The sequence below is a fragment of the Kitasatospora terrestris genome (assembly GCF_039542905.1).
GTDB lineage: Bacteria > Actinomycetota > Actinomycetes > Streptomycetales > Streptomycetaceae > Kitasatospora > Kitasatospora terrestris.
Map to the genome: position 1 here is coordinate 8,141,729 of NZ_BAABIS010000001.1, position 17,373 is coordinate 8,159,101.

A 17,373-nucleotide genomic window follows, 5' to 3' on the forward strand; every position below is an offset into this window, starting at 1 on the left:
CGGGCTCACCTCCCGCCGTCCGTGGTCGGAAGCTCGACGAACGAGTACGGCGGCCACGGGCCGGTCAGTTCGACCCGCAGGGCCGGGGCGTGGGCCTGCCGAAGGTCGGCGAGGAGGTCGGTGAACCCCTGCGCGCGGCCGCGGCCCACCAGGTAGGCGCCGTTGAGGACCATCGGGTCGCGGACGGCCGTCATCTCCGCCGACTGCAGGGGGTGCTCGGTTGCTTCGTCGGCGTACTCGGCGAGCCGGCGATGGATCTGCCCGGCCCGCTCGGCCGCGTCGTCCAGCGCCCGCCCGGCCTGGTCGCGGGCGGCTCGGCGGCGCAGCAGGTAGGCGGTGCCGGGCCGTCCGGGAGACGGCGTGCCGGTGCTGTCGGCGTCCTCGTCAGGGGGGCGGTGAGCCGTGTCCAGGTAGCCCTTGACGCCCCACTCCATGCGGCCGGCGATGCGTTCGAGGGCGGCCTGGAAGGCGCGGCGGTGCTGCTGGAGCAGATCGAGGACCCGCTGGTCGTCGTGGTAGAGGGTGGCGAAGCGGAGCGGCAGTGCGTGGGAGCTCTGGGCGAGGACGTCGACGACCCGGTGATGGGCGCGTACCGCGGCCTCCAACCAGGCGGGGTCCTGGAGGTGCTGCTGGAGCGCGGTGGCGTCGAAGTCCGAGGGGGGCACGGAGCCGACGACGGCGGCGAGGCCCTCGGAGGTGAGCAGCCTCGGCCGTTCACCGGCGACGCCGCTGAGGCGTCCCGGGTCGGGCCGGTCGTCGGCCGCCGACGCGATCGCGTAGAGCCAGGTGTAGGCGTCGCGGGTCATGGCGCGGTGCCCTTGCGGCGGGAGGCGGAGGTGCCGGACGTACCGGTGGTGCCGGACCGGGTGGGCTTCGGGCGGGTCGCGGCCGACCGGGCCGGCCGCTCGGTCCCGGTCCTGCTCCCGTCCTCCGTCGCGGCGTCGGTGCGGGCGGCCTCGAGTTCGCCCAGGCGCTCGCGCAGCCGGCGGTTCTCCAACGCCAGGTCGCGTTGGCCGGAGGACAGCGAGGGGTCGTGTTCCCACCAGTCGATGCCCATCTCCCGGGCCCGGTCGACCGAGGCGATCAGCAGCCTGATCTTGATGGTGAGCAGCTCGATGTCCAGGAGATTGATGCGGATGTCGCCCGCGATCACGATCCCCTTGTCCAGGACGCGTTCGAGGAGGTCGGCCAGGTTCGCGGGCTGCGGAGGACCCCCCGTTCGGGGCGTCGCCGACAGGGAACCGGAGGTCGGCCAGGGGCTCAGGTCGCTCACGACTCCTCCTCCCGTTCGGCGCGGCCGCGGTAGTAGCGGCCGGCCCGCCGGTAGGAGACGAGTTCGCCGTCGTCGTCGAGGACGACGTCGTAGACGGCGAGGATGTCGCTCGAGTCGGGGATGCGGCGGCTCTCCAGCACCTCGACGGCGATCCGCCAGCCGTCGTCGGTCCGCTCCAGCGAGGTGATGCTCTCGGAGCCGTGCCCGGTGAGGGCCTGCACGTGGCGTGCGGCCATGGCGGCGGCCTGCGAGGCACGGAGCCGGGGCGCGGCGCGCGGTGCGGTCGGTTCGGCTTCCTCGGCCCCGACGGCCCGGCGGCGCGGCCGGGACGACCGGGGCGGGTCCGTCGACGGGCGGCGCGCCGCATGCTCGGCGGAACGGCGGGCACGGGATTCGGGCATGGTGCTCACACCTCCCGACCCGAAGCGGCGCGCGCGGAGTCCCGGAGGAGGCATTGACGGCCTGGCCCGCGGCGGCCGGGGCGCCGAGGGCGACCTCGGCCGGCGGCGCCGGGGCTTCCAGCGGACGGGCGGTGTCGGCGGGCGGGGCGGACGCCTGCTCGCGGAGACGGGCGACGTCCTCCCGCCGGCCGAGGATCCGGCGCAGCACCCACTCCCTGCCGGTAAGGGCCGCGGACGGTGGACCGCGGGGCGAGGAGGCCTTGCGGCGCCCGGGTGCGGGCCGGGACGATGCCGTACGCGTAGCAGGCCGGGGTGTCGAGGTCCGGCGGGACGGTGGCGTTCATCAGTCACGCTCCTCGCACGCCGCGGGTCTTGTGGCGGGCGGCTCCTTCGCGCATGTCCGGCATCAGCTCCGGCAGGCCTCCACTCTTGTCGTCCGCCAGGTCAAGCCGGTCCACTGCTTCGGCGAACCGCAGGTAGGTGTCCACGCTCGCCACTACGATGCGCGCGTCCACGGTCAGCAGTTCGATCCCCACCAGGGAGACCCGCAGGTGGATGTCGGTGACCAGGCCCCTGTCCAGGATGTCGATGACGTCCACCCGCCCGCTCGGGGACGGACGGCCCAGGTGGCGGCCGGAACGAGCAGCCGTGGTCACCGTTCTCACCTCCGCGCGAGCGCACGCCGGGAACCGCGCCGACCGGTCCCCTCATCGCTCTCGTCCTCGGGCTCGTCCTCGTCTTCGTAGTCGTCCTCGGGCTCGTCCTCGTACTCCTCGTCGTCGTACTCCTCGTCGTTCTCGTCCCCGGAGTCCTCGTCCGGCGGAGGCTCCTCCTCGTCGTCGTAGGCGTCTTCCTCCTCGTAGTCCTCCTCGTCGTCGCCGGACTCGGGCTCCTCCTCCTCGTCCTCGTCCTCGTACTCGGCCTCGTCTTCCGGCGGCGTCTCTTCGTCCTCGTAGTCCTCCTCGTCGTCCTGAGGCGTCTCCTCGTCCTCCTGGCCCTGCTCGTCGTCGTACTCGTCGTCCTCGTCGTAGTCCTGCGGCTCCTCGGATTCCTGGCCCTCCTCCTCGACGGCCTCGTCGTGGGAGCGCACGACCTTCCCGTCGCGGATCTCGCCGCGCCAGCCCTCCACGCCGTCCTGGTCGAGGATCGTCTTCGTCATCACGTGGCGACGGAAGTGCTTGAGTTCCAGCCGGACGCGCCGGCCCTGGGCCCGCCACAGGTTGCCGGTCCGCTCGAAGAGTCCCTGCGGGTGGTACTCCAGTACGAGGAGGATCCGGGTCAGGTTCGGTGCGAGCTCGTGGAACGTCACCGTGCCGTCCGCGGAGCCCTTCTCGCCCTTCGACTTCCACACGATCGTCTCGTCCGGGACCTGCTCGACGATCGTCGACTCCCAGGTGCGATGGGACAGGAAGATCCCGGCCTTCCAGGAGAGCTTGCCCTCGTCCTTCTGCTCGACCTGCTCCAGACGCTTCGTGAACTTCGGAAAGTCCTGGAACTGCGTCCACTGGTTGTACGCGACGCGGACGGGAACGCCGACGTCGATCTGCTCCACGATGTTGGTGACCTTGAGCTTCCCGCTCCCGCCCTTGCCCTTGCCGCCGCCACCGTCACCGTCACCGCCACCGCCACCGCCGAGCTTGCCGACCACGGCGTCCTTCAGGTTGCTGGCACCCGCGCCCACCGCGGCTTTCAGCATCGACTTGCCCGGGCCCCCTCCGCCGCCGATGCCGCCGTTCTCCACGTACCCGACGAGGCGGTCGGTGACCTCGCCGACCTTGTCGCTCGCGGTCGCGACGGCGCGCTCCCCGAGTGCCGACATCAGCTCACGGGCCTGCTCCTTCAACCGGTCGGTCGGCAGCGCCTCCAGCACGTCGCCGAGCCCGGACCCCTTGTCGTCGGACTGCTTGGCCATCGGACTCACCCCCGCTTCCGGGTCGAGGTGCGCGTGCCGGTGCTCTTACGGGCCGACGAGCCGGCCGCGGTCTTCCGCGCCGACGACGAGGCCGTCTTCTTCGCGGCGGCCGTGCTCTTGCGCGGCGCCGCGGCCTTCTTCGCCGGGGCCTTGCTCGCGGTCTTCTTCGCGGCAGCCGGCCGACTGGAGCGGGACGTCCCGCTCGACGCCGTCTTGCGCGCCGTGCCGGAGCCGCTCGACGTCTTCGACGAGGCCCCGGACCGGGTGGTGGACGAGGACGACTTCGACGGGGCGGAGCGCTTGCTCGCCGAGGACCCGCGTGCGGAGGATCCGCCCGCACGGGAGGTGCGGCTGCGCGATGCGGGCTTCTTCCCGCGCTCCTCCGGCTCCTCCTCGTCCTCCGGCTCCTCCTCGTCCTCCGGTTCTTCCCGCTCTTCCGGCTCTTCCGGCTCTTCCTGGTCCTCGGGTTCCTCCTGGTCCTGGTCCTCGGGCTCCTCGTCCGGCTGCTGGTCCTCGTCGTCCTCCGAGTCCTGCTTCCGGCCGCCGGACGCCTGCTGGCGCAGGGCATCCGTCCCCTGCTGCAGCCGGTTGGTCAGCGCTCCCACCCGGTTGCTCGCGGCAGCGATCGCGGCCTTCTTCCCGGCCTCCGTCAACTCGCCCCGCACGTCGTCGGCCAACCGTCGCAGCTGTGGCGACGACTCCATGAGTTCGCCGAGGAGCACACCCGGGTTGGCACTCAGTTTCTTCCCCGCTGCCATACCGGCGAGGGCAAGAGCCCATCGGGCCTTGTGCAAGCGCCCGAGAAGGTAGCCCCCGGCCACCGCAGCGGCAAGCTTCGCATTCGTCATGACCTTGTCCCTGGAGAGGCGAGCGGACCGGCTTTCCCTCCGACCCGCTTCGATAACAACCCCGCCTACCCGAGCTGCCAGGAACAACACACGGCGACTGGGGTCAGGAGTTCACCGGGAAGACGAAGGACGGTGCGGAGCGGGCGGGCGCGGAGCACCGCGCCCGCCCGCGCGTTGCCGCCGCGGCTCAGCGGGCGAGGGCCGGCAGCACCTGGTCGCGGTAGGCGTCGAAGAAGTCCGCCTGGTCCGGGCCGATCTGCCCGACGTAGACCTCGTCGAATCCGGCGCGGGCGTAGGCGCGGACCGTCTCGACGTGCTCTTCGACCGCGTCACCGCAGGTGACCGCGTCGGCGACCATGTCGCGGGTCACCAGCTCGGTGGCCTGCTCGAAGTGGGTCGGGGTGGGCAGGAGCTGCGCGAGTTCGCCCGGCAGCAGTTCGGTGGGCCAGAGCCGGTGCACCACGTCGACGGCCTTGAGCCGGTCGCTGCTCCAGCAGACCTTCACCCCGCCGACGACCTTCCGGCCCTCCCCGCCGCCCTCCCGGAAGGCCCCCACCAGGTCGGCGTCCGGTGTCATGGTGACGAAGCCGTCCCCGATCCGCCCGGCCAATTCGGCGGCCTTGGGGCCGAACCCGGACACGAGGACGGGCAGCGGCCCGTCGGGTGCGGTGTAGAGGCGGGCGTTGTCGACGGTGTAGTGCCGTCCGCGGTGGCTGACGAGGTCACCGGTGAACAGCTTGCGCATCACCTCGACCGCCTCCTCCAGCATGTCGGCCCTCTCCTCGAAGGAGGGCCACCGCCCGCCCAGGACGTGCTCGTTGAGGGCTTCGCCGGTGCCCACGCCGAGCTCGAACCGGCCGTCGAGCAGGACGCTGGAGGTGGCTGCGGCCTGCGCCGTGATCGCGGGGTGGACGCGCAGCGTCGGGCAGGTCACCAACGTGGTGACGGGCAGGCCGACGGCCTGTGACAGCGCGCCGATCATCGACCACACGAACGCGCTGTTGCCCTGGGCGTCGTTCCACGGGTGGAAGTGGTCGGAGATCGCCAGCCGGGTGAACCCGGCCTGCTGCGCCCGCCGGGCCTGGTCGAGCAACTCCGCCGGGGTGAACTCCTCGCACGACAGGAAGTACCCGTACTCGGTCATCGGATCCTGCTCCTCTCTCGCTGTGGAAGGCGCCCGGCAGCAGGCGCCGGGGCGTGCGCCGGGTCGGCTGCCCGGCCGGTGGCCGGGCAAACCGTGGAGCTGCCCGTCTTCCGGGAGACGGGCATCCCGGCCGCCACGGCGGTCAGCGGGCGGGTGCGAGTGCGGCGGCGGTCTCCAGCAGCAGGGCGTGGACGAAGGCCTGGGGCAGGTTGCCGCGCAGCTGGCGCTGGGCGACGTCGAACTCCTCGGCGTACAGGCCCGGCGGCCCGCAGGCGGCTCTGTTGCGTTCGAACCAGCGCACCGCCTCGATGCCGTCGCCCTGCTGGTGGTGGGCGAGGGCGACCAGGAACCCGCACAGCAGGAAGGCGCCCTCGGCGTCCTGCAGGGGCTGCCGGTCGTGCCGGAACCGGTAGCAGTAGTGGTCCCGGGCGAGGTCGGTGAGGACGGCGTCCAGGGTGGCGCGGGTGCGGGGGTCATCGGCGGGCAGCGCCCCGCGGACGGCGGGTAGCAGCAGTGCGGCGTCGACGCCCGGGTCGGTGGGGGAGCGCTGCCAGCGCCCCGACGGGTGCAGGCAGTCGGCGTCGACGCTCGCGACCAGGCGGTCGGCGAGGGCCTCCCAGCGGGCCGCCCGGCCGCGGCCGGAAGCGGGCTGCGGGGCGGTGGCGACGGCCCGCAGCCCGGCGGCGCAGGTCAGCCTGCTGTGCGCCCACCGGTCCGGGTGGAGTTCCCAGATCCCGGCGTCCTTCTCGGTGTGGCGGGCGGCGACGGCGTCGGCGGCGATCCGGACGGCGCGCCACCCGTCCGTGTCCAGCAGGTCGTGGCGGGCGCCGGCGGCGAGCAGCAGCAGGCACTCGCCGAAGACGTCGAGCTGGAACTGGTGGTTGACGCGGTTCCCGACGACGTCGAACCCGCCGGGGTAACCGGGCAGGTCGAGCGTGCGGGGATCCGGTACCGGGGCGCCGGTGGCGGAGTAGGCGGGGGCGAGGCGGGGGCCGTCGTCGAGCAGGCGGGCGGTCACGAACCGCAGGGAGTCCTGGAGCAGGGGGTGCGGGCCGACCCTGGCGGCGGCCTGGCCGATGTAGGCCTGGTCGCGGATCCACACGTACCGGTAGTCGTAGTTGCGCCCCTGCTCGGCGCGTTCCGGCAGGCTGGTGGTGGCCGCGGCGACGGTGCCGCCGCTCGGGCCGGTCAGGCCGGTGAGGACGGCGCAGGCGTGTCGGGCGTCCCGCCCCGCCAGGACGCCGTCCGGTTCGGGCACCTGCTCGGCCCAGGCCGTCTCGGTCGCGCGCCAGAGCCGCCCGGCGGGCTCCGGGGCCGGCAGCGGCCGGTCGGACACCTCCAGAACGAGGTCCTGGGACGCTCCGGCCGCCACCCGCAGGACGCTGTGCAGCCCGGCCGGTCCGGCCTGCGCGTCGGGGCAGCCGCTCAGCCGCAGGTGCAGGTCGCCGGCCCGGGCCGTCCAGGTGCCGTCCTCGTCGCGTCGCAGCGCCCGCATCGGCGCGGTGCCGAACTCCGCGGCCGCCTCCAGGCGGACGTCCAGGTGCGCGTCGCCGTCGACGGCCAGCACCCTGCGCAGCACCACGGCCCGGTGCGGGTCTCCCGGGTGGGCGAGTGCCTCGCGGCATTCGGTGATGCCGTCGGTGGTGGTCCAGCGGCTGCGCCAGACGAGGCTGCCGGGCTCGTAGTAGCCGCCCCACACGAAGGGCCGGGCGGGGGTGACGCCGTACCAGCCGTCACCGCCGATCAGGGCGGCGAAGACGGCGTCGCTGTCCCAGCGGGGCGCGCACATCCACCCGATGTCGCCGCGGGGCCCCACCAGGGCCCCGCGGTGGCCGTCGGCGAGCAGAGCGTAATCGCGCAGGACGTGGGGCGCGGGTGGACCCGCGGGGGTGGAGGCGGTCAACGGGTCGTCTCCTTCCGTGGCAGGGCGCGGGCGTGGGACGGCCCCCGGCGGGGCAGGCGCCCGGTGATCGAGCGGCCGTTGCCGTACCGAGCGGCGGTCCGGCCCCGGGTCGGGCCGGTGCCCTCACCCGGGGACACGGAAGCGCTCCTGGACCTCGTGGCGGACCGTCACCCCGAGCCCGGGGCGGCCCGAGCGCCCCGGTTGCAGGACGCCCCCGTCGGGTGCGAGGACACCGTCGAAGAGCAGGTTCTCGATGCGGACGTGGTCGTGGAACCACTCCAGGTGCCGCAGGTTCGGCACGGCGGTCGCGGCGTGCGCGTGGACGTGCGGGGCGCAGTGCCCCGACAGGTCCAGGCCGTGGGCCTGGGCCAGGGCGGCGGCGCGCAGCCAGCCGGTGATGCCGCCGCACCGGGTGGCGTCGGCCTGCAGGCAGTCCACGGCCGGAGCCATGCGGGCGAAGTAGGGCAGGTCGTAGCCGTACTCGCCGGCCGCGACGTCCGCGGTGACCGCGTCGCGGACCAGCGCCAGGCCCGCCAGGTCGTCGGAGGACACGGGCTCCTCGAACCAGCTGACGCCCAGCCCGGCCAGGGTGCGGCCGACCCGGACGGCCTGTTTGCGGGTGTAGGCGCCGTTGGCGTCCACGTAGAGCTCGGCGTCCTCGCCCACCAGGGCGCGGGCCTGTTCGGCGCGTTCCAGGTCCCGCCGTTCGCGGGCGCCCCACTGCTCGCCGATCTTGATCTTGAAGCGGGTGAAGCCCTGCCCGGCCCAACCCCGCAACTGCTCGGCCAGCCGCTCGTGGCCGTAGGTGGTGAAGCCGCCGCTGCCGTAGAGCGGCACCTCGCGGCGGGCGGCGCCGAGCAGGTCGACCAGCGGTAGGTCGAGCAGACGGGCCTTGAGGTCCCACAGGGCGATGTCGACGGCCGAGAGGGCGCCCGCGACCAGCCCGGGCCGGCCGGCGTTGCGCACGGCGCGGCTCATCGCCCCGTTGGCGGCGGGCACGTCGAACGCCGGGCCGCCGACGACGGTGTCGCGCAGCAGGCCGGTGACCACGTGGGCGATGGCGGGGGCGCCGTAGGTCCAGCCCAGGCCGGTGGTCCCGCCGCTGGTCGCCCGCACGAGGACCATGGTGGTGGCGTCCCAGGAGAGCGTGCCGTCGGCCTCCGGGGCGTCCGTGGGGAAGGTGAGGACCTGGACCTCGACGGCCTCGATCCGTGGCGCCGCGGGGCTGCCGGTCATGACGGCCCGTCGGCCGCGTGCTGGGCGGTCACCCGGGCGAAGTGGAGGAAGTCGGCCCCGGCCAGGGCGGCGAGGGTGGAGGTGGCCAGCCGGGTGGCGCGGGGTGCGAACAGCGATCCGACGGTGATCGCGGTGGCCACCCACAGGCCGGTGCAGAACGGGCAGGTGACCAGTTCGCCGACGGCCTTGCGGACCCCGGAGCCCCGGACGTCCTCGTCCAGCTCGGCCGGGCCGGAGGCGCCCTGGAAGCGGGTGAAGGGCGCCCGCAGCGGGCTGGTGACCGGGTCCTTGGCGATCAGCCGGGCCAGCTGGTGGGTGGCCAGGGCGTTGACCGCCAGGTCCCACGGCCCGGGCGCCGGCAGGGGTCTGCGGGTCGCCCGGGCGGCCGTGACCGCTGCCGCGACGGTGCCGGCGTAGACGGCCATCGTGCCGGTGTAGGCGGCGAGCGGGCGGTCGTCGCCGCCGGTGTAGGCGTGGGCCTCGTGGTGCAGCAGGTCCTGCAGGGCGCTCATGGTGTCTCCTTCCGGGCGCGCCGGCGGTGCCGGGCGGCGAGCAGCGCGCCCACGGTCAGCCCGGCCGCGGTGCCGGCCGTCGCCGCGGCCCGCCGGGCGGCCGCGGGGTGCGGCCGCGGCCGTGGAGCCGCCCGCTCGGGCCGGTCGTCCGGCAGGGGGCCGTCGAGGGCGAGCGCGAGGGCTTCGGCCAGGTGCAGGGCCCGGCGCCCGGTGTCGGCCTGGTCGATCTGGGTGCGGCAGCTGAAGCCGTCGGCCAGCACGAGCGCGTCGGGGGCGGTGTCGCGCACGGCCGGCAGGACGCCCTGCTCGGCGATGGTCAGGGACAGGTCGTAGTGCCCGCGTTCGAAGCCGAAGTTGCCGGCCAGGCCGCAGCAGCCCTCGTCGAGGACGTCCGCGTCGATGCCGGCCCGGCGCAGCAGCTCGCCGTCCGGGTCCGCGCCGAGGACGGCGTGCTGGTGGCAGTGGGTCTGCACGGTGGCCGCACGGTCCAGCCGCGGCGGCTGCCAGCCGTCGGGGGCGTGGCCGGCGAGCTGTTCGGCGAAGGTGCGCACCTGGGCGGCCAGCCGGGCGATGTCCTGGTCGCCGTCGAGGAGTTCGGGGGCGTCGGCGCGGAACACCGCGGTGCAGGACGGTTCGAGACCGACGATCGGGGTGCCGGCCTCCAGCCACGGCCGCAGCACCCGCGTGGTCCGCCGCAGGACGCGGCGGGCGGTGGCGAGCTGGCCGGTGGAGATCCAGGTCAGGCCGCAGCACACCGGCTCGTCCGGGACCGCGACGCGGAAGCCGGCGTCCTCCAGCACCCGGACCGCGGCCCGGGCGACGTGGGGGTGGAAGTGGTTGGAGAAGGTGTCCGGCCACAGCACCACGGTGCGCGGATCCGACGGGTCGGGCTGCGGTCCGCCGAAGGCGTGCCGGTGCTCCTGGAAGGAGTGGGTGGCGAAGAGCGGGGCGTCGCGTCGCGGGTCGATGCCGGCCAGCAGCTTGCCGAGCCGTCCGACGGCCGGGGCCCGCAGGGCCGCGTTGGCCAGGCCCGGCAGGCCGGGAGCGGTGCGGACCAGGCGCGCCCACAGCGGGAGCCAGCCCATCGCGTAGTGGGCCGGCGGGCGCAGCCGGTGCTCGTAGTGGTGGGCGAGGAACTCGGCCTTGTAGGTGGCCATGTCGACGCCGACCGGGCAGTCGGACCTGCAGCCCTTGCAGGCCAGGCAGAGGTCGAGGGCGTCGCGGACCTCGGTGGACCGCCAGCCGCCGGTGACCGGTGTGTCCTGGTGGCCGTCGAGCATCTCGAACAGCAGCCTGGCCCGGCCGCGGGTCGAGTGCTCCTCCTCCCCGGTGGCCCGGTAGGAGGGGCACATGACGCCGCCCCGGTGGGTGCGGCAGTTGCCGATCCCGACGCAGCGCAGCACGGCCTGGCCGAAGTCGTGGTCGTCGTCGGGGTAGGCGAAGTGCGTGGTGAGGGGTTCGGGGCGCCAGGCGGCGCCGATCCGGAGGTTGCCGTCGACGGGGTTCGGGTGGACGACCTTGCCGGGGTTCATCCGGTTGCCGGGGTCGAACAGGGCCTTCAGCTCGCCCATGGCCCCGACGAGTCGGGGGCCGAACATGCGGGGGAGGAGTTCGCCGCGGGCCTGGCCGTCGCCGTGCTCGCCCGACAGCGAGCCGCCGTAGGAGGCGACCAGGTCGGCGGCGTCGAACAGGAAGGACCGGAACGCCTCGACGCCCTTGCCCTCCCGCAGGCCGAACGGGATCCGGGTGTGGACGCAGCCCTGCCCGAAGTGCCCGTACAGGGAGGCCTGCTGGTACCCGTACCGGTCGAAGAGCCGCTCCAGGTCGCGCAGGTAGTCGCCCAGGCGCTCGGGGGCGACGGCGGAGTCCTCCCAGCCCTCCCAGGTCTCGGAGCCGTCCGGCGGCCGGGCGGTCACCCCGAGTCCGGCCTCCCTGGTCCTGAGCATCTCCTGCTCGCGCTGCGGGTCGTCGGACAGGGCCACGCCGGGGTCGTCCTCGTCGCGCCCGAGCGCGCGCAGCAGTTCGTGCGCCTGCGCGTCCGCCTCCTCCTTGCTGTCGCCGGTGAACTGCACCAGCAGCCAGCTGTCGCCCTCCGGAAGCCGCTCCAGGGAGTCGAGGTGGGCGTGCTCCTCGCGCATCAGCTGGGCCATCCGGCCGTCGACCGCCTCCAGTTGGGTGGGGCTCGCGTGCCGGAGCAGCTGGGGGACGGCGTCGGCGGCGGCGTAGATGTCGTCGAAGCCGAGGACCAGCAGCGCCTCCGCGGCCGGCACCTCGACGAGCTCCAACTCGGCGCGCAGCACGGTGACCAGGGTGCCTTCGCTGCCCACCAGGGCGCGGGCCACGTGGAAGCCGTTCTCCGGCAGCAGGGAGTCGAGGTTGTAGCCGGACACCCGGCGCGGGATCTTCGGGTAGCCGCGGCGGATCTCGGCGAGGTGGCGGCCGACGAGGTCGCGCATCCCCCGGTAGAGCCGGGCCTGCGGCCCGCCGGCGGCGACGATCCGCTCGAACTCCTCCTCGCCGGTGGCGCCCGCACGGAACCGGGTGCCGTCGTAGGTGAGGACGTCGAGGCTGCGGATGTTGTCGACGGTCTTGCCGTAGGCCTGGGCGGAGGCGCCGCAGCTGTTGTTGCCGATCATCCCGCCCAGCGCGCAGTGGCTGTGGGTGGACGGCTTCGGTCCGAACTTCAGTCCGTACGGGGCGAGTTGCCGGTTGAGCTCGTCCAGGACGATGCCGGGCTCGACCACGCAGGTCCGCCTCTCGCGGTCGACGGACAGCAGCCGGTTGCAGTACTTGGTCCAGTCGAGGACCACCGCGGTGTTGGTGCACTGCCCGCCGAGGCTGGTGCCGCCGCCGCGCGAGAGCACCGGCGCGCCGAACCGGGCGCACACGGCGACCGCGGCGGCGCCCGCCTCGACGGTGCGCGGCACCACCACGCCGATCGGCACCTGCCGGTAGTTCGACCCGTCGGTCGCGTACGCGCCGCGGCTGCCCGCGTCGAACCGGACCTCGCCGTCCACCTCGGCGCGCAGCGCCCGTTCGAGGCCCGAGTGGTCCTCCCGGGGGTGGGACACCGGTCACTTCCCTCCGTGGCCCGGCAGGAACTCCTGCAGCTTCGCCTTGACGCCCTGGCGCACCACCGAACCGCGGTCGCTGTCGCCCTTGAGGACGGACTTCGCGGTGGCCTTGACCTGGTCCCAGTCGGCGTGCGGCGGGATCGGCGGCACCGCCGGGTCGGTGCGGAAGTCGATGACGAACGGCCGGTCCGCCGCGAGTGCCTGCCGCCACACCGGTTCCACGTCCTCGGGCCGCTCGACCCGGGCGCCGTACAGGCCGAAGGTCGAGGCGATGTCCGCGTACCGCACGTCGGGCAGGCTCTGCGACGCCTCGAACTGCGGGGCGCCCTGCATGGCGCGCATCTCCCAGGTGACCTGGTTCAGGTCGTGGTTGTTCAGCACCGCCACCACCAGGCGGGGATCGGCCCACTCCTGGTAGTACTTGGCGGCGGTGATCAGCTCGGCGAGGCCGTTCATCTGCATCGCGCCGTCACCGACGATCGCGATCGCGGGCCGGTCCGGGTGGGCGAACTTCGCGCCGATCACGTACGGCACGCCCGGACCCATCGTGGCGAGCGTGCCCGACAGCGATCCGCGGATCCCCTCCCGGAAGCGCAGGTGGCGGGCGTACCAGTTCGCCGCCGAGCCGGAGTCCGCGGCCACGATCGCGTTGTCGGGCAGCAGCTCGTCGAGGGTGTGCACGACGTACTCCGGGTTGATCGGGTCGGCACTCACCTCCGCGCGCCGCTGCATGACCTCCCACCAGCGCGCCGCGTTCTCCTCCACGGTCTTGCGCCAGGTCCGGTCCGCCTTGTGCTCCAGCATCGGGAGCAGCCGGCGCAGGGACTCGCCCGCGTCGCCGACGAGGTTGACCTCGAACGGGTAGCGCAGGCCCACCATCGACGGGTCCAGGTCGATCTGCACCGCGCGGGCCTGGTCGAACTCGGGCAGGAACTGCGTGTACGGGAAGCTGGACCCGACCACCAGCAGGGTGTCGCAGTCACGCATCATCTCGTAGGAGGCGCGGGTGCCGAGCAGGCCGATCGACCCGGTCACGTACGGCAGCGTGTCGGGCAGCGCGTCCTTCCCGAGCAGCGCCTTCGCCACGCCCGCGCCGAGCAGGTCGGCGACCTGCTCCACCTCGGCGCGCGCGTGCCGGGCGCCCTGCCCGATCAGCATCGCGACCTTCTCGCCGGCGTTGAGCACCTCCGCCGCACGCGCCAGGTCCTGCTCGGCGGGCACGGGCGCGTAGCGGGGCACCCCGAGGCTGGACGGCACCTGCTTGAACGCGTGCGCGGGCGGCTCGTGGTCGAGCTCCTGCACGTCGGCGGGAATGATCACCGCGGTGACCGTGCGCCGGGTCGCGGCGATCCGCATCGCCCGGTCCAGCACGTTCGGCAGCTGCGCGGGGACGGTCACCATCTCGCAGAACTCCGACGCCACGTCCTTGTACAGCGACAGGAGGTCGACCTCCTGCTGGTACGACCCGCCCATGGCCGTGCGGTCGGTCTGCCCGACGATCGCCACCACGGGCACGTGGTCGAGCTTCGCGTCGTACAGGCCGTTGAGCAGGTGGATCGCGCCCGGACCCGAGGTGGCGCAGCAGACGCCGGTGCGCCCGGAGAACTTCGCGTAGCCGACGGCCTGGAAGGCGGCCATCTCCTCGTGGCGGGCCTGGACGAAGCGGGGCCCCTCCTCCTCGGCGCGGCCCCACGCGGCCAGCAGGCCGTTGATGCCGTCACCGGGGTAGGCGAAGACGTACTCGACCTCCCACTCGCGCAGACGCCCCAGTACGTAGTCGGAAACCTTCATCGTCCAACTCCTCCTCAGCGCGGGATCACGGCCCGGGCACCGGGACCGTGTCCCCTGCGGCTAACCCGCCCCGCCGTGACCAAACCCACCCGGACCGGGCGCGGTCGGTGACGCACCGGCGCACCCCTACCGGCCGAGCGCGTGCCGGAGCTCCTGCTTGCTCATCCTCGAACGGCCGTGGATGTTGCGCTGCCTGGCCTCGTTGTACAACTGCTCCTTCGTCGGACCCTGCGCTCCGCTGTGCGACCGCAGGCCCCCGCGCCGGGACGACGAGATGTCCTCCAGCGAACTGCGGCTGGCGGTCTTCGACTCGCCGTGCCGCGCCCGCTCCTTGTTCACCGTCCGCGCGGCGATCTCCTCGGCGCGGTCCTCGCTCTCGCCGCGCTCCAGCGCGCTGTCCTTGATGTGCTCGTACTGCCGTTCCCGCTTCGGACTCGATCCACGAGGCATGAACCCTCACTCCTCTCGCTGCACCTGCGGGGAACGCCTGCCCCGCACCCGTGAGACGAACCCGCCGGCGGCCGCCGGCAGACCCGAACCCACCCGTCCGGCCGCCCCGGCCACCCCGGCGCACATGGCGCCGACGACGTGCGCGGCCCGCTGCTGGAGGCTGTGCGCACGGGCCCGGTCGTCGAAGCGCCCGTGCGCACCGAAGTCCTCGTAGGAGTCGACCGGGTGGAACAGGTTGTCCGGATCGCCCGCGCGCCGCCACTCGGAGGTCTGCTGCGAGTCGAAGCCGGTCCGGGCCAGGTAGCGGTCCAGCAGGCCGGGGGCGACCGCGTTCGCCACCAGGGTCGCCGCCGTACTGGCACCGACCCAGTACTCCCGGCGCGCCGGATGGTCGGCGGCGAACAGCACCGCGCGGGCGGCGACCTCCGGCTGGTAGATCGGCGGCACCGGCTGGGCGCGCATCGGCAGCCGGGAGCGGACCCAGTCGAACTGCGGGGTGTTCACCGCCGGCATCTGCACCATCGTGCTGCGCACCCGGGTGCCGGAGGCCAGCAGCTCGCAGCGCAGCGCCTCGTTGAACCCCTGGATGGCGTGCTTGGCGCCGCTGTAGGCGCTCTGCAGCGGGATCCCGCGGTACGCGATCGCCGAGCCGACCTGCACGACCACGCCCGAGTCGCGCGGCAGCATGCGGCGCAGCGCCGCCTTGGTGGCGTACACGTACCCGAGGTAGGAGACCTCGGTGACCCGCCGGAACTCCTCGGGCGAGATCTCGGTGAAAGGGGCGAAGACGGAGGCGAACGCGGCGTTCACCCACACGTCGATCCGCCCGAACGCGTCCTCCACCCGCTGGGCCGCCGCCTCGACCTGGTCGGGGTCGGCGACGTCCGTCTCGACGGCGAGGACCTGCGCGGCGCCCGCCAGCTCGGCGTCCCGCACCGCCCCGTCGAGACCGGCGCGGCCGCGGGCGATCAGCGCGACCCGGTCGCCGCGGGCGGCGAACGCCACCGCGCAGGCCCGCCCGATGCCGGCACTGGCCCCGGTGACCACCACGGTGCGGACGGCGGCGGTTCTGTCGTGTGTCATGGGGGTGCGGATTTCCCCGATCGCCGCCCGCAAACGGGGCGGTTCCGGGCGTTGCCCCGCCGGGCCCGCGAGGCGCGCGCGGCGGTCATCGAGAGGGCGGGCGGTCGCCGTACTCGGAGCCGCCGGGGCGGTCGGCGTCGGATTCGTCCGGAGTGCTCCACGAGCCCGAGCGCGGGCCGCGGCGCTCCCCGGGGCGGTAGGCGGGCCCCTTGGCGCGGGCTCGTCGGCGGCTGCCCCAGACGAAGGCCGCGATGAGGACGGCGAGGATCACCACCGCCGGGACCAGGAGCCCGGTGCCTGACAGGGACGCGGAGAGCTGGACCGTTCGGTCGACCATGAGCGGGGATTCCCTTCGTTGCGACTTCGTGGGGTGGCCGCACGGCAGTCCTCACCGGCGGCTCGCGGTGCGTCTTTCCGCACCGGCCGACCCCAACCCCCGGAGGCCGGGCCGGCTGCCGGATGTGCGGAGGAGTTGTGGAGGTTCCGGTCGGGCCGCCTGCCGTTGCGGCCACCGGGTAGCCGAGCGCCCACAGCCTGCCCGTAGGGCGGCATGACGCCACGGAAGGTGCCTCAATGCCGATGTCCGCCGTCCGACCGATGCTGGTCACCCTTCCGGACAGCGACCACCCCCACGTGCCGATCCTCGCGGAGCTGCGCTTCGACACCAGCCGCCCCTTCGCGGCGTGCCTGTCGTTCCCGGTCGCCGGGTGCGACTGCGCGGACGACGACCTGGCGGTGTGCTGGTACTTCAGCCGCGACCTGCTGGACGAGGGCCGGTACGCGCCCGCCGGCAGCGGCGACGTGCGGGTCGGCCCCGGCGACGCGGGGGACGTCCGCATCACCCTGCGGGGGCCGACCGGGCAGGCGGTGATCAGCGCCCCCGGGGAGCTGATCACCGCCTTCCTCGCCGACAGCTTCGCGCTGGTGCCCGCCGGTTCGGAGTCCGACCACCTGGACATCGACGCCGTCGTGCAGTGGATCCTCGCGGCCGGCTGACCCGCGTCCGAAGCCGGCGGGGCTCAGAGCACCAGGCCGAGCACGATGCCCGCGATCACCAGGCAGACCAGGACGGCGACGAAGGTGATCAGGGTGGCGGGGCCCCACGCGTGGGTGACCTCGGGCGGCTCGGGGTGCGAGATCCCCGAGATGCCGCCTTCGGCGGGCGGGGTGTCGCCGTCGCGCAGAGTGCCGTCCCCGGTCAGCCCGGGGGTGTGGCGTGGATCGGGATCCGGCGTCGACATGGTTCCTCCTCCGTGGCGGGTCGTCCTGCTGGGCGTTCCGCGTCGCGCCTACCCGGCTGCGTCCGGGTCACGCCGACGAGGTCGACCCGCCGGAGCGGGCACGGCGGCCGGCGCGAGGTCGGCGCCCGGCGCCTGGGCGCGTGCTGGCAGCCGAGGTCGCCGGTGACCCGAACGCAGGAGGGCCGGACCGGTTTCGGGAATCCGTGCATGATCCTTCCCGCTCGGGGCACCCGGCATCCCGATACCGACTACGGAGGTCTCGATGGTTCCCCTTCTTCTCGTCCTGCTGCTGGCCCTGATCCTCTTCGGCGCCGGATTCGCGCTGAAGGCCCTCTGGTGGGTGGCCTTCATCGTCCTGGTCGTGTGGTTGGTCGGCTTCGTCGCCCGTGGCAGCCATTCCTCGGGTCGTTACCGCTGGTACCGCTGGTAGGGGTTCCCCGACCGACAGGCCGCAGTCCCCGGGATCGCTCCGGGGGCTGCGGCCTCGGGTGCGCCGGGGGCCGAT

18 protein-coding genes are annotated in these 17,373 nt (G+C 73.9%); 2 read left to right on the forward strand and 16 right to left on the reverse strand.

The features are described from left to right. Nucleotides 1-5 precede the first annotated feature (5 nt). The 15 genes from ABEB06_RS37100 to ABEB06_RS37170 all read right to left on the reverse strand — a co-directional run bounded on the left by ABEB06_RS37100 (nucleotide 6) and on the right by ABEB06_RS37170 (nucleotide 15,964). Nucleotides 6-806 (reverse strand): GvpL/GvpF family gas vesicle protein, encoded by an 801-nt coding sequence (locus ABEB06_RS37100; RefSeq protein WP_345701349.1) that lies wholly within the window; start codon nucleotides 804-806, stop codon nucleotides 6-8. After that, nucleotides 803-1,273, reverse strand: a complete 471-nt coding sequence (locus ABEB06_RS37105) for a gas vesicle protein (protein ID WP_425559741.1) — start codon at nucleotides 1,271-1,273, stop codon at nucleotides 803-805. The genes ABEB06_RS37100 and ABEB06_RS37105 overlap by 4 nt, the downstream gene beginning before the upstream one ends. After that, complete coding sequence (gene gvpO / locus ABEB06_RS37110) at nucleotides 1,270-1,674, reverse strand: gas vesicle protein GvpO (RefSeq protein ID WP_345701350.1); 405 nt, start codon at nucleotides 1,672-1,674, stop codon at nucleotides 1,270-1,272. The genes ABEB06_RS37105 and gvpO overlap by 4 nt, the downstream gene beginning before the upstream one ends. Before the next feature lie 347 nt (nucleotides 1,675-2,021). Further along, nucleotides 2,022-2,330: a gas vesicle protein GvpJ gene (gene gvpJ, locus ABEB06_RS37115; protein ID WP_425559742.1), complete on the reverse strand. Its 309-nt coding sequence runs from the start codon at nucleotides 2,328-2,330 to the stop codon at nucleotides 2,022-2,024. 5 nt (nucleotides 2,331-2,335) lie between these two features. Beyond that, the gene (locus ABEB06_RS37120) at nucleotides 2,336-3,586 is read right to left on the reverse strand and encodes an SRPBCC family protein (protein ID WP_345701351.1); all 1,251 of its coding nucleotides are present in this window, start codon (nucleotides 3,584-3,586) and stop codon (nucleotides 2,336-2,338) included. A 5-nt stretch (nucleotides 3,587-3,591) separates the two neighbouring features. Further along, a complete protein-coding gene (locus tag ABEB06_RS37125) occupies nucleotides 3,592-4,434 on the reverse strand; it encodes a histone protein (protein ID WP_345701352.1) in 843 nt (280 codons plus the stop codon). A gap of 187 nt (nucleotides 4,435-4,621) precedes the next feature. Beyond that, nucleotides 4,622-5,578, reverse strand: a complete 957-nt coding sequence (locus ABEB06_RS37130; protein ID WP_345701353.1) for a TIGR03557 family F420-dependent LLM class oxidoreductase — start codon at nucleotides 5,576-5,578, stop codon at nucleotides 4,622-4,624. Nucleotides 5,579-5,720: 142 nt separating this feature from the next. Beyond that, nucleotides 5,721-7,481, reverse strand: a complete 1,761-nt coding sequence (locus tag ABEB06_RS37135) for a glycoside hydrolase family 15 protein (RefSeq protein WP_345701354.1) — start codon at nucleotides 7,479-7,481, stop codon at nucleotides 5,721-5,723. 123 nt (nucleotides 7,482-7,604) lie between these two features. Next, the gene (locus ABEB06_RS37140; RefSeq protein WP_345701355.1) at nucleotides 7,605-8,717 is read right to left on the reverse strand and encodes an enolase C-terminal domain-like protein; all 1,113 of its coding nucleotides are present in this window, start codon (nucleotides 8,715-8,717) and stop codon (nucleotides 7,605-7,607) included. After that, the gene (locus tag ABEB06_RS37145) at nucleotides 8,714-9,229 is read right to left on the reverse strand and encodes a DUF1360 domain-containing protein (protein WP_345701356.1); all 516 of its coding nucleotides are present in this window, start codon (nucleotides 9,227-9,229) and stop codon (nucleotides 8,714-8,716) included. Before ABEB06_RS37145 ends, ABEB06_RS37140 begins: the two co-directional genes overlap by 4 nt. After that, nucleotides 9,226-12,300 carry an FAD-binding and (Fe-S)-binding domain-containing protein gene (locus tag ABEB06_RS37150; protein ID WP_345701357.1) on the reverse strand — a complete coding sequence of 1,025 codons (3,075 nt, stop codon included), beginning with the start codon at nucleotides 12,298-12,300 and terminating at the stop codon, nucleotides 9,226-9,228. The genes ABEB06_RS37145 and ABEB06_RS37150 overlap by 4 nt, the downstream gene beginning before the upstream one ends. A gap of 3 nt (nucleotides 12,301-12,303) precedes the next feature. Further along, entirely contained in the window at nucleotides 12,304-14,094 is a 1,791-nt protein-coding gene (locus ABEB06_RS37155) for a thiamine pyrophosphate-requiring protein (RefSeq protein ID WP_345701358.1), read from the reverse strand. Nucleotides 14,095-14,220: 126 nt separating this feature from the next. Then, nucleotides 14,221-14,544, reverse strand: a complete 324-nt coding sequence (locus ABEB06_RS37160) for a plasmid stabilization protein (RefSeq protein WP_345701359.1) — start codon at nucleotides 14,542-14,544, stop codon at nucleotides 14,221-14,223. Nucleotides 14,545-14,550: 6 nt separating this feature from the next. After that, nucleotides 14,551-15,627: an SDR family oxidoreductase gene (locus tag ABEB06_RS37165; protein WP_345701360.1), complete on the reverse strand. Its 1,077-nt coding sequence runs from the start codon at nucleotides 15,625-15,627 to the stop codon at nucleotides 14,551-14,553. A gap of 85 nt (nucleotides 15,628-15,712) precedes the next feature. Then, nucleotides 15,713-15,964 (reverse strand): DUF6479 family protein, encoded by a 252-nt coding sequence (locus ABEB06_RS37170; RefSeq protein ID WP_345701361.1) that lies wholly within the window; start codon nucleotides 15,962-15,964, stop codon nucleotides 15,713-15,715. A 242-nt stretch (nucleotides 15,965-16,206) separates the two neighbouring features. Here ABEB06_RS37170 and ABEB06_RS37175 point away from each other — a divergent pair, with 242 nt between their 5' ends. Next, nucleotides 16,207-16,623 carry an SsgA family sporulation/cell division regulator gene (locus tag ABEB06_RS37175; RefSeq protein ID WP_345701362.1) on the forward strand — a complete coding sequence of 139 codons (417 nt, stop codon included), beginning with the start codon at nucleotides 16,207-16,209 and terminating at the stop codon, nucleotides 16,621-16,623. 23 nt (nucleotides 16,624-16,646) lie between these two features. Here the strand turns inward: ABEB06_RS37175 and ABEB06_RS37180 are convergent, their stop codons facing one another. Next, nucleotides 16,647-16,868, reverse strand: coding sequence for a DUF6480 family protein (locus ABEB06_RS37180; RefSeq protein ID WP_345701363.1), 222 nt, complete (start codon nucleotides 16,866-16,868; stop codon nucleotides 16,647-16,649). Nucleotides 16,869-17,130: 262 nt separating this feature from the next. On the opposite strand from ABEB06_RS37180, the gene ABEB06_RS37185 reads away from it, so the two are divergent. After that, complete coding sequence (locus ABEB06_RS37185) at nucleotides 17,131-17,298, forward strand: hydrophobic protein (protein WP_345701364.1); 168 nt, start codon at nucleotides 17,131-17,133, stop codon at nucleotides 17,296-17,298. Nucleotides 17,299-17,373 lie beyond the last annotated feature (75 nt).

Bases quoted from the DNA above. Each gene is read 5' to 3' on its own strand.
- ABEB06_RS37100 (WP_345701349.1), bottom strand. From the start codon at position 806: ATGACCCGCGACGCCTACACCTGGCTCTACGCGATCGCGTCGGCGGCC.
- gvpO (WP_345701350.1), bottom strand. From the start codon at position 1,674: ATGCCCGAATCCCGTGCCCGCCGTTCCGCCGAGCATGCGGCGCGCCGC.
- ABEB06_RS37120 (WP_345701351.1), bottom strand. From the start codon at position 3,586: ATGGCCAAGCAGTCCGACGACAAGGGGTCCGGGCTCGGCGACGTGCTG.
- ABEB06_RS37125 (WP_345701352.1), bottom strand. From the start codon at position 4,434: ATGACGAATGCGAAGCTTGCCGCTGCGGTGGCCGGGGGCTACCTTCTC.
- ABEB06_RS37130 (WP_345701353.1), bottom strand. From the start codon at position 5,578: ATGACCGAGTACGGGTACTTCCTGTCGTGCGAGGAGTTCACCCCGGCG.
- ABEB06_RS37140 (WP_345701355.1), bottom strand. From the start codon at position 8,717: ATGACCGGCAGCCCCGCGGCGCCACGGATCGAGGCCGTCGAGGTCCAG.
- ABEB06_RS37145 (WP_345701356.1), bottom strand. From the start codon at position 9,229: ATGAGCGCCCTGCAGGACCTGCTGCACCACGAGGCCCACGCCTACACC.
- ABEB06_RS37155 (WP_345701358.1), bottom strand. From the start codon at position 14,094: ATGAAGGTTTCCGACTACGTACTGGGGCGTCTGCGCGAGTGGGAGGTC.
- ABEB06_RS37160 (WP_345701359.1), bottom strand. From the start codon at position 14,544: ATGCCTCGTGGATCGAGTCCGAAGCGGGAACGGCAGTACGAGCACATC.
- ABEB06_RS37165 (WP_345701360.1), bottom strand. From the start codon at position 15,627: ATGACACACGACAGAACCGCCGCCGTCCGCACCGTGGTGGTCACCGGG.
- ABEB06_RS37170 (WP_345701361.1), bottom strand. From the start codon at position 15,964: ATGGTCGACCGAACGGTCCAGCTCTCCGCGTCCCTGTCAGGCACCGGG.
- ABEB06_RS37175 (WP_345701362.1), top strand. From the start codon at position 16,207: ATGTCCGCCGTCCGACCGATGCTGGTCACCCTTCCGGACAGCGACCAC.
- ABEB06_RS37180 (WP_345701363.1), bottom strand. From the start codon at position 16,868: ATGTCGACGCCGGATCCCGATCCACGCCACACCCCCGGGCTGACCGGG.
- ABEB06_RS37185 (WP_345701364.1), top strand. From the start codon at position 17,131: ATGGTTCCCCTTCTTCTCGTCCTGCTGCTGGCCCTGATCCTCTTCGGC.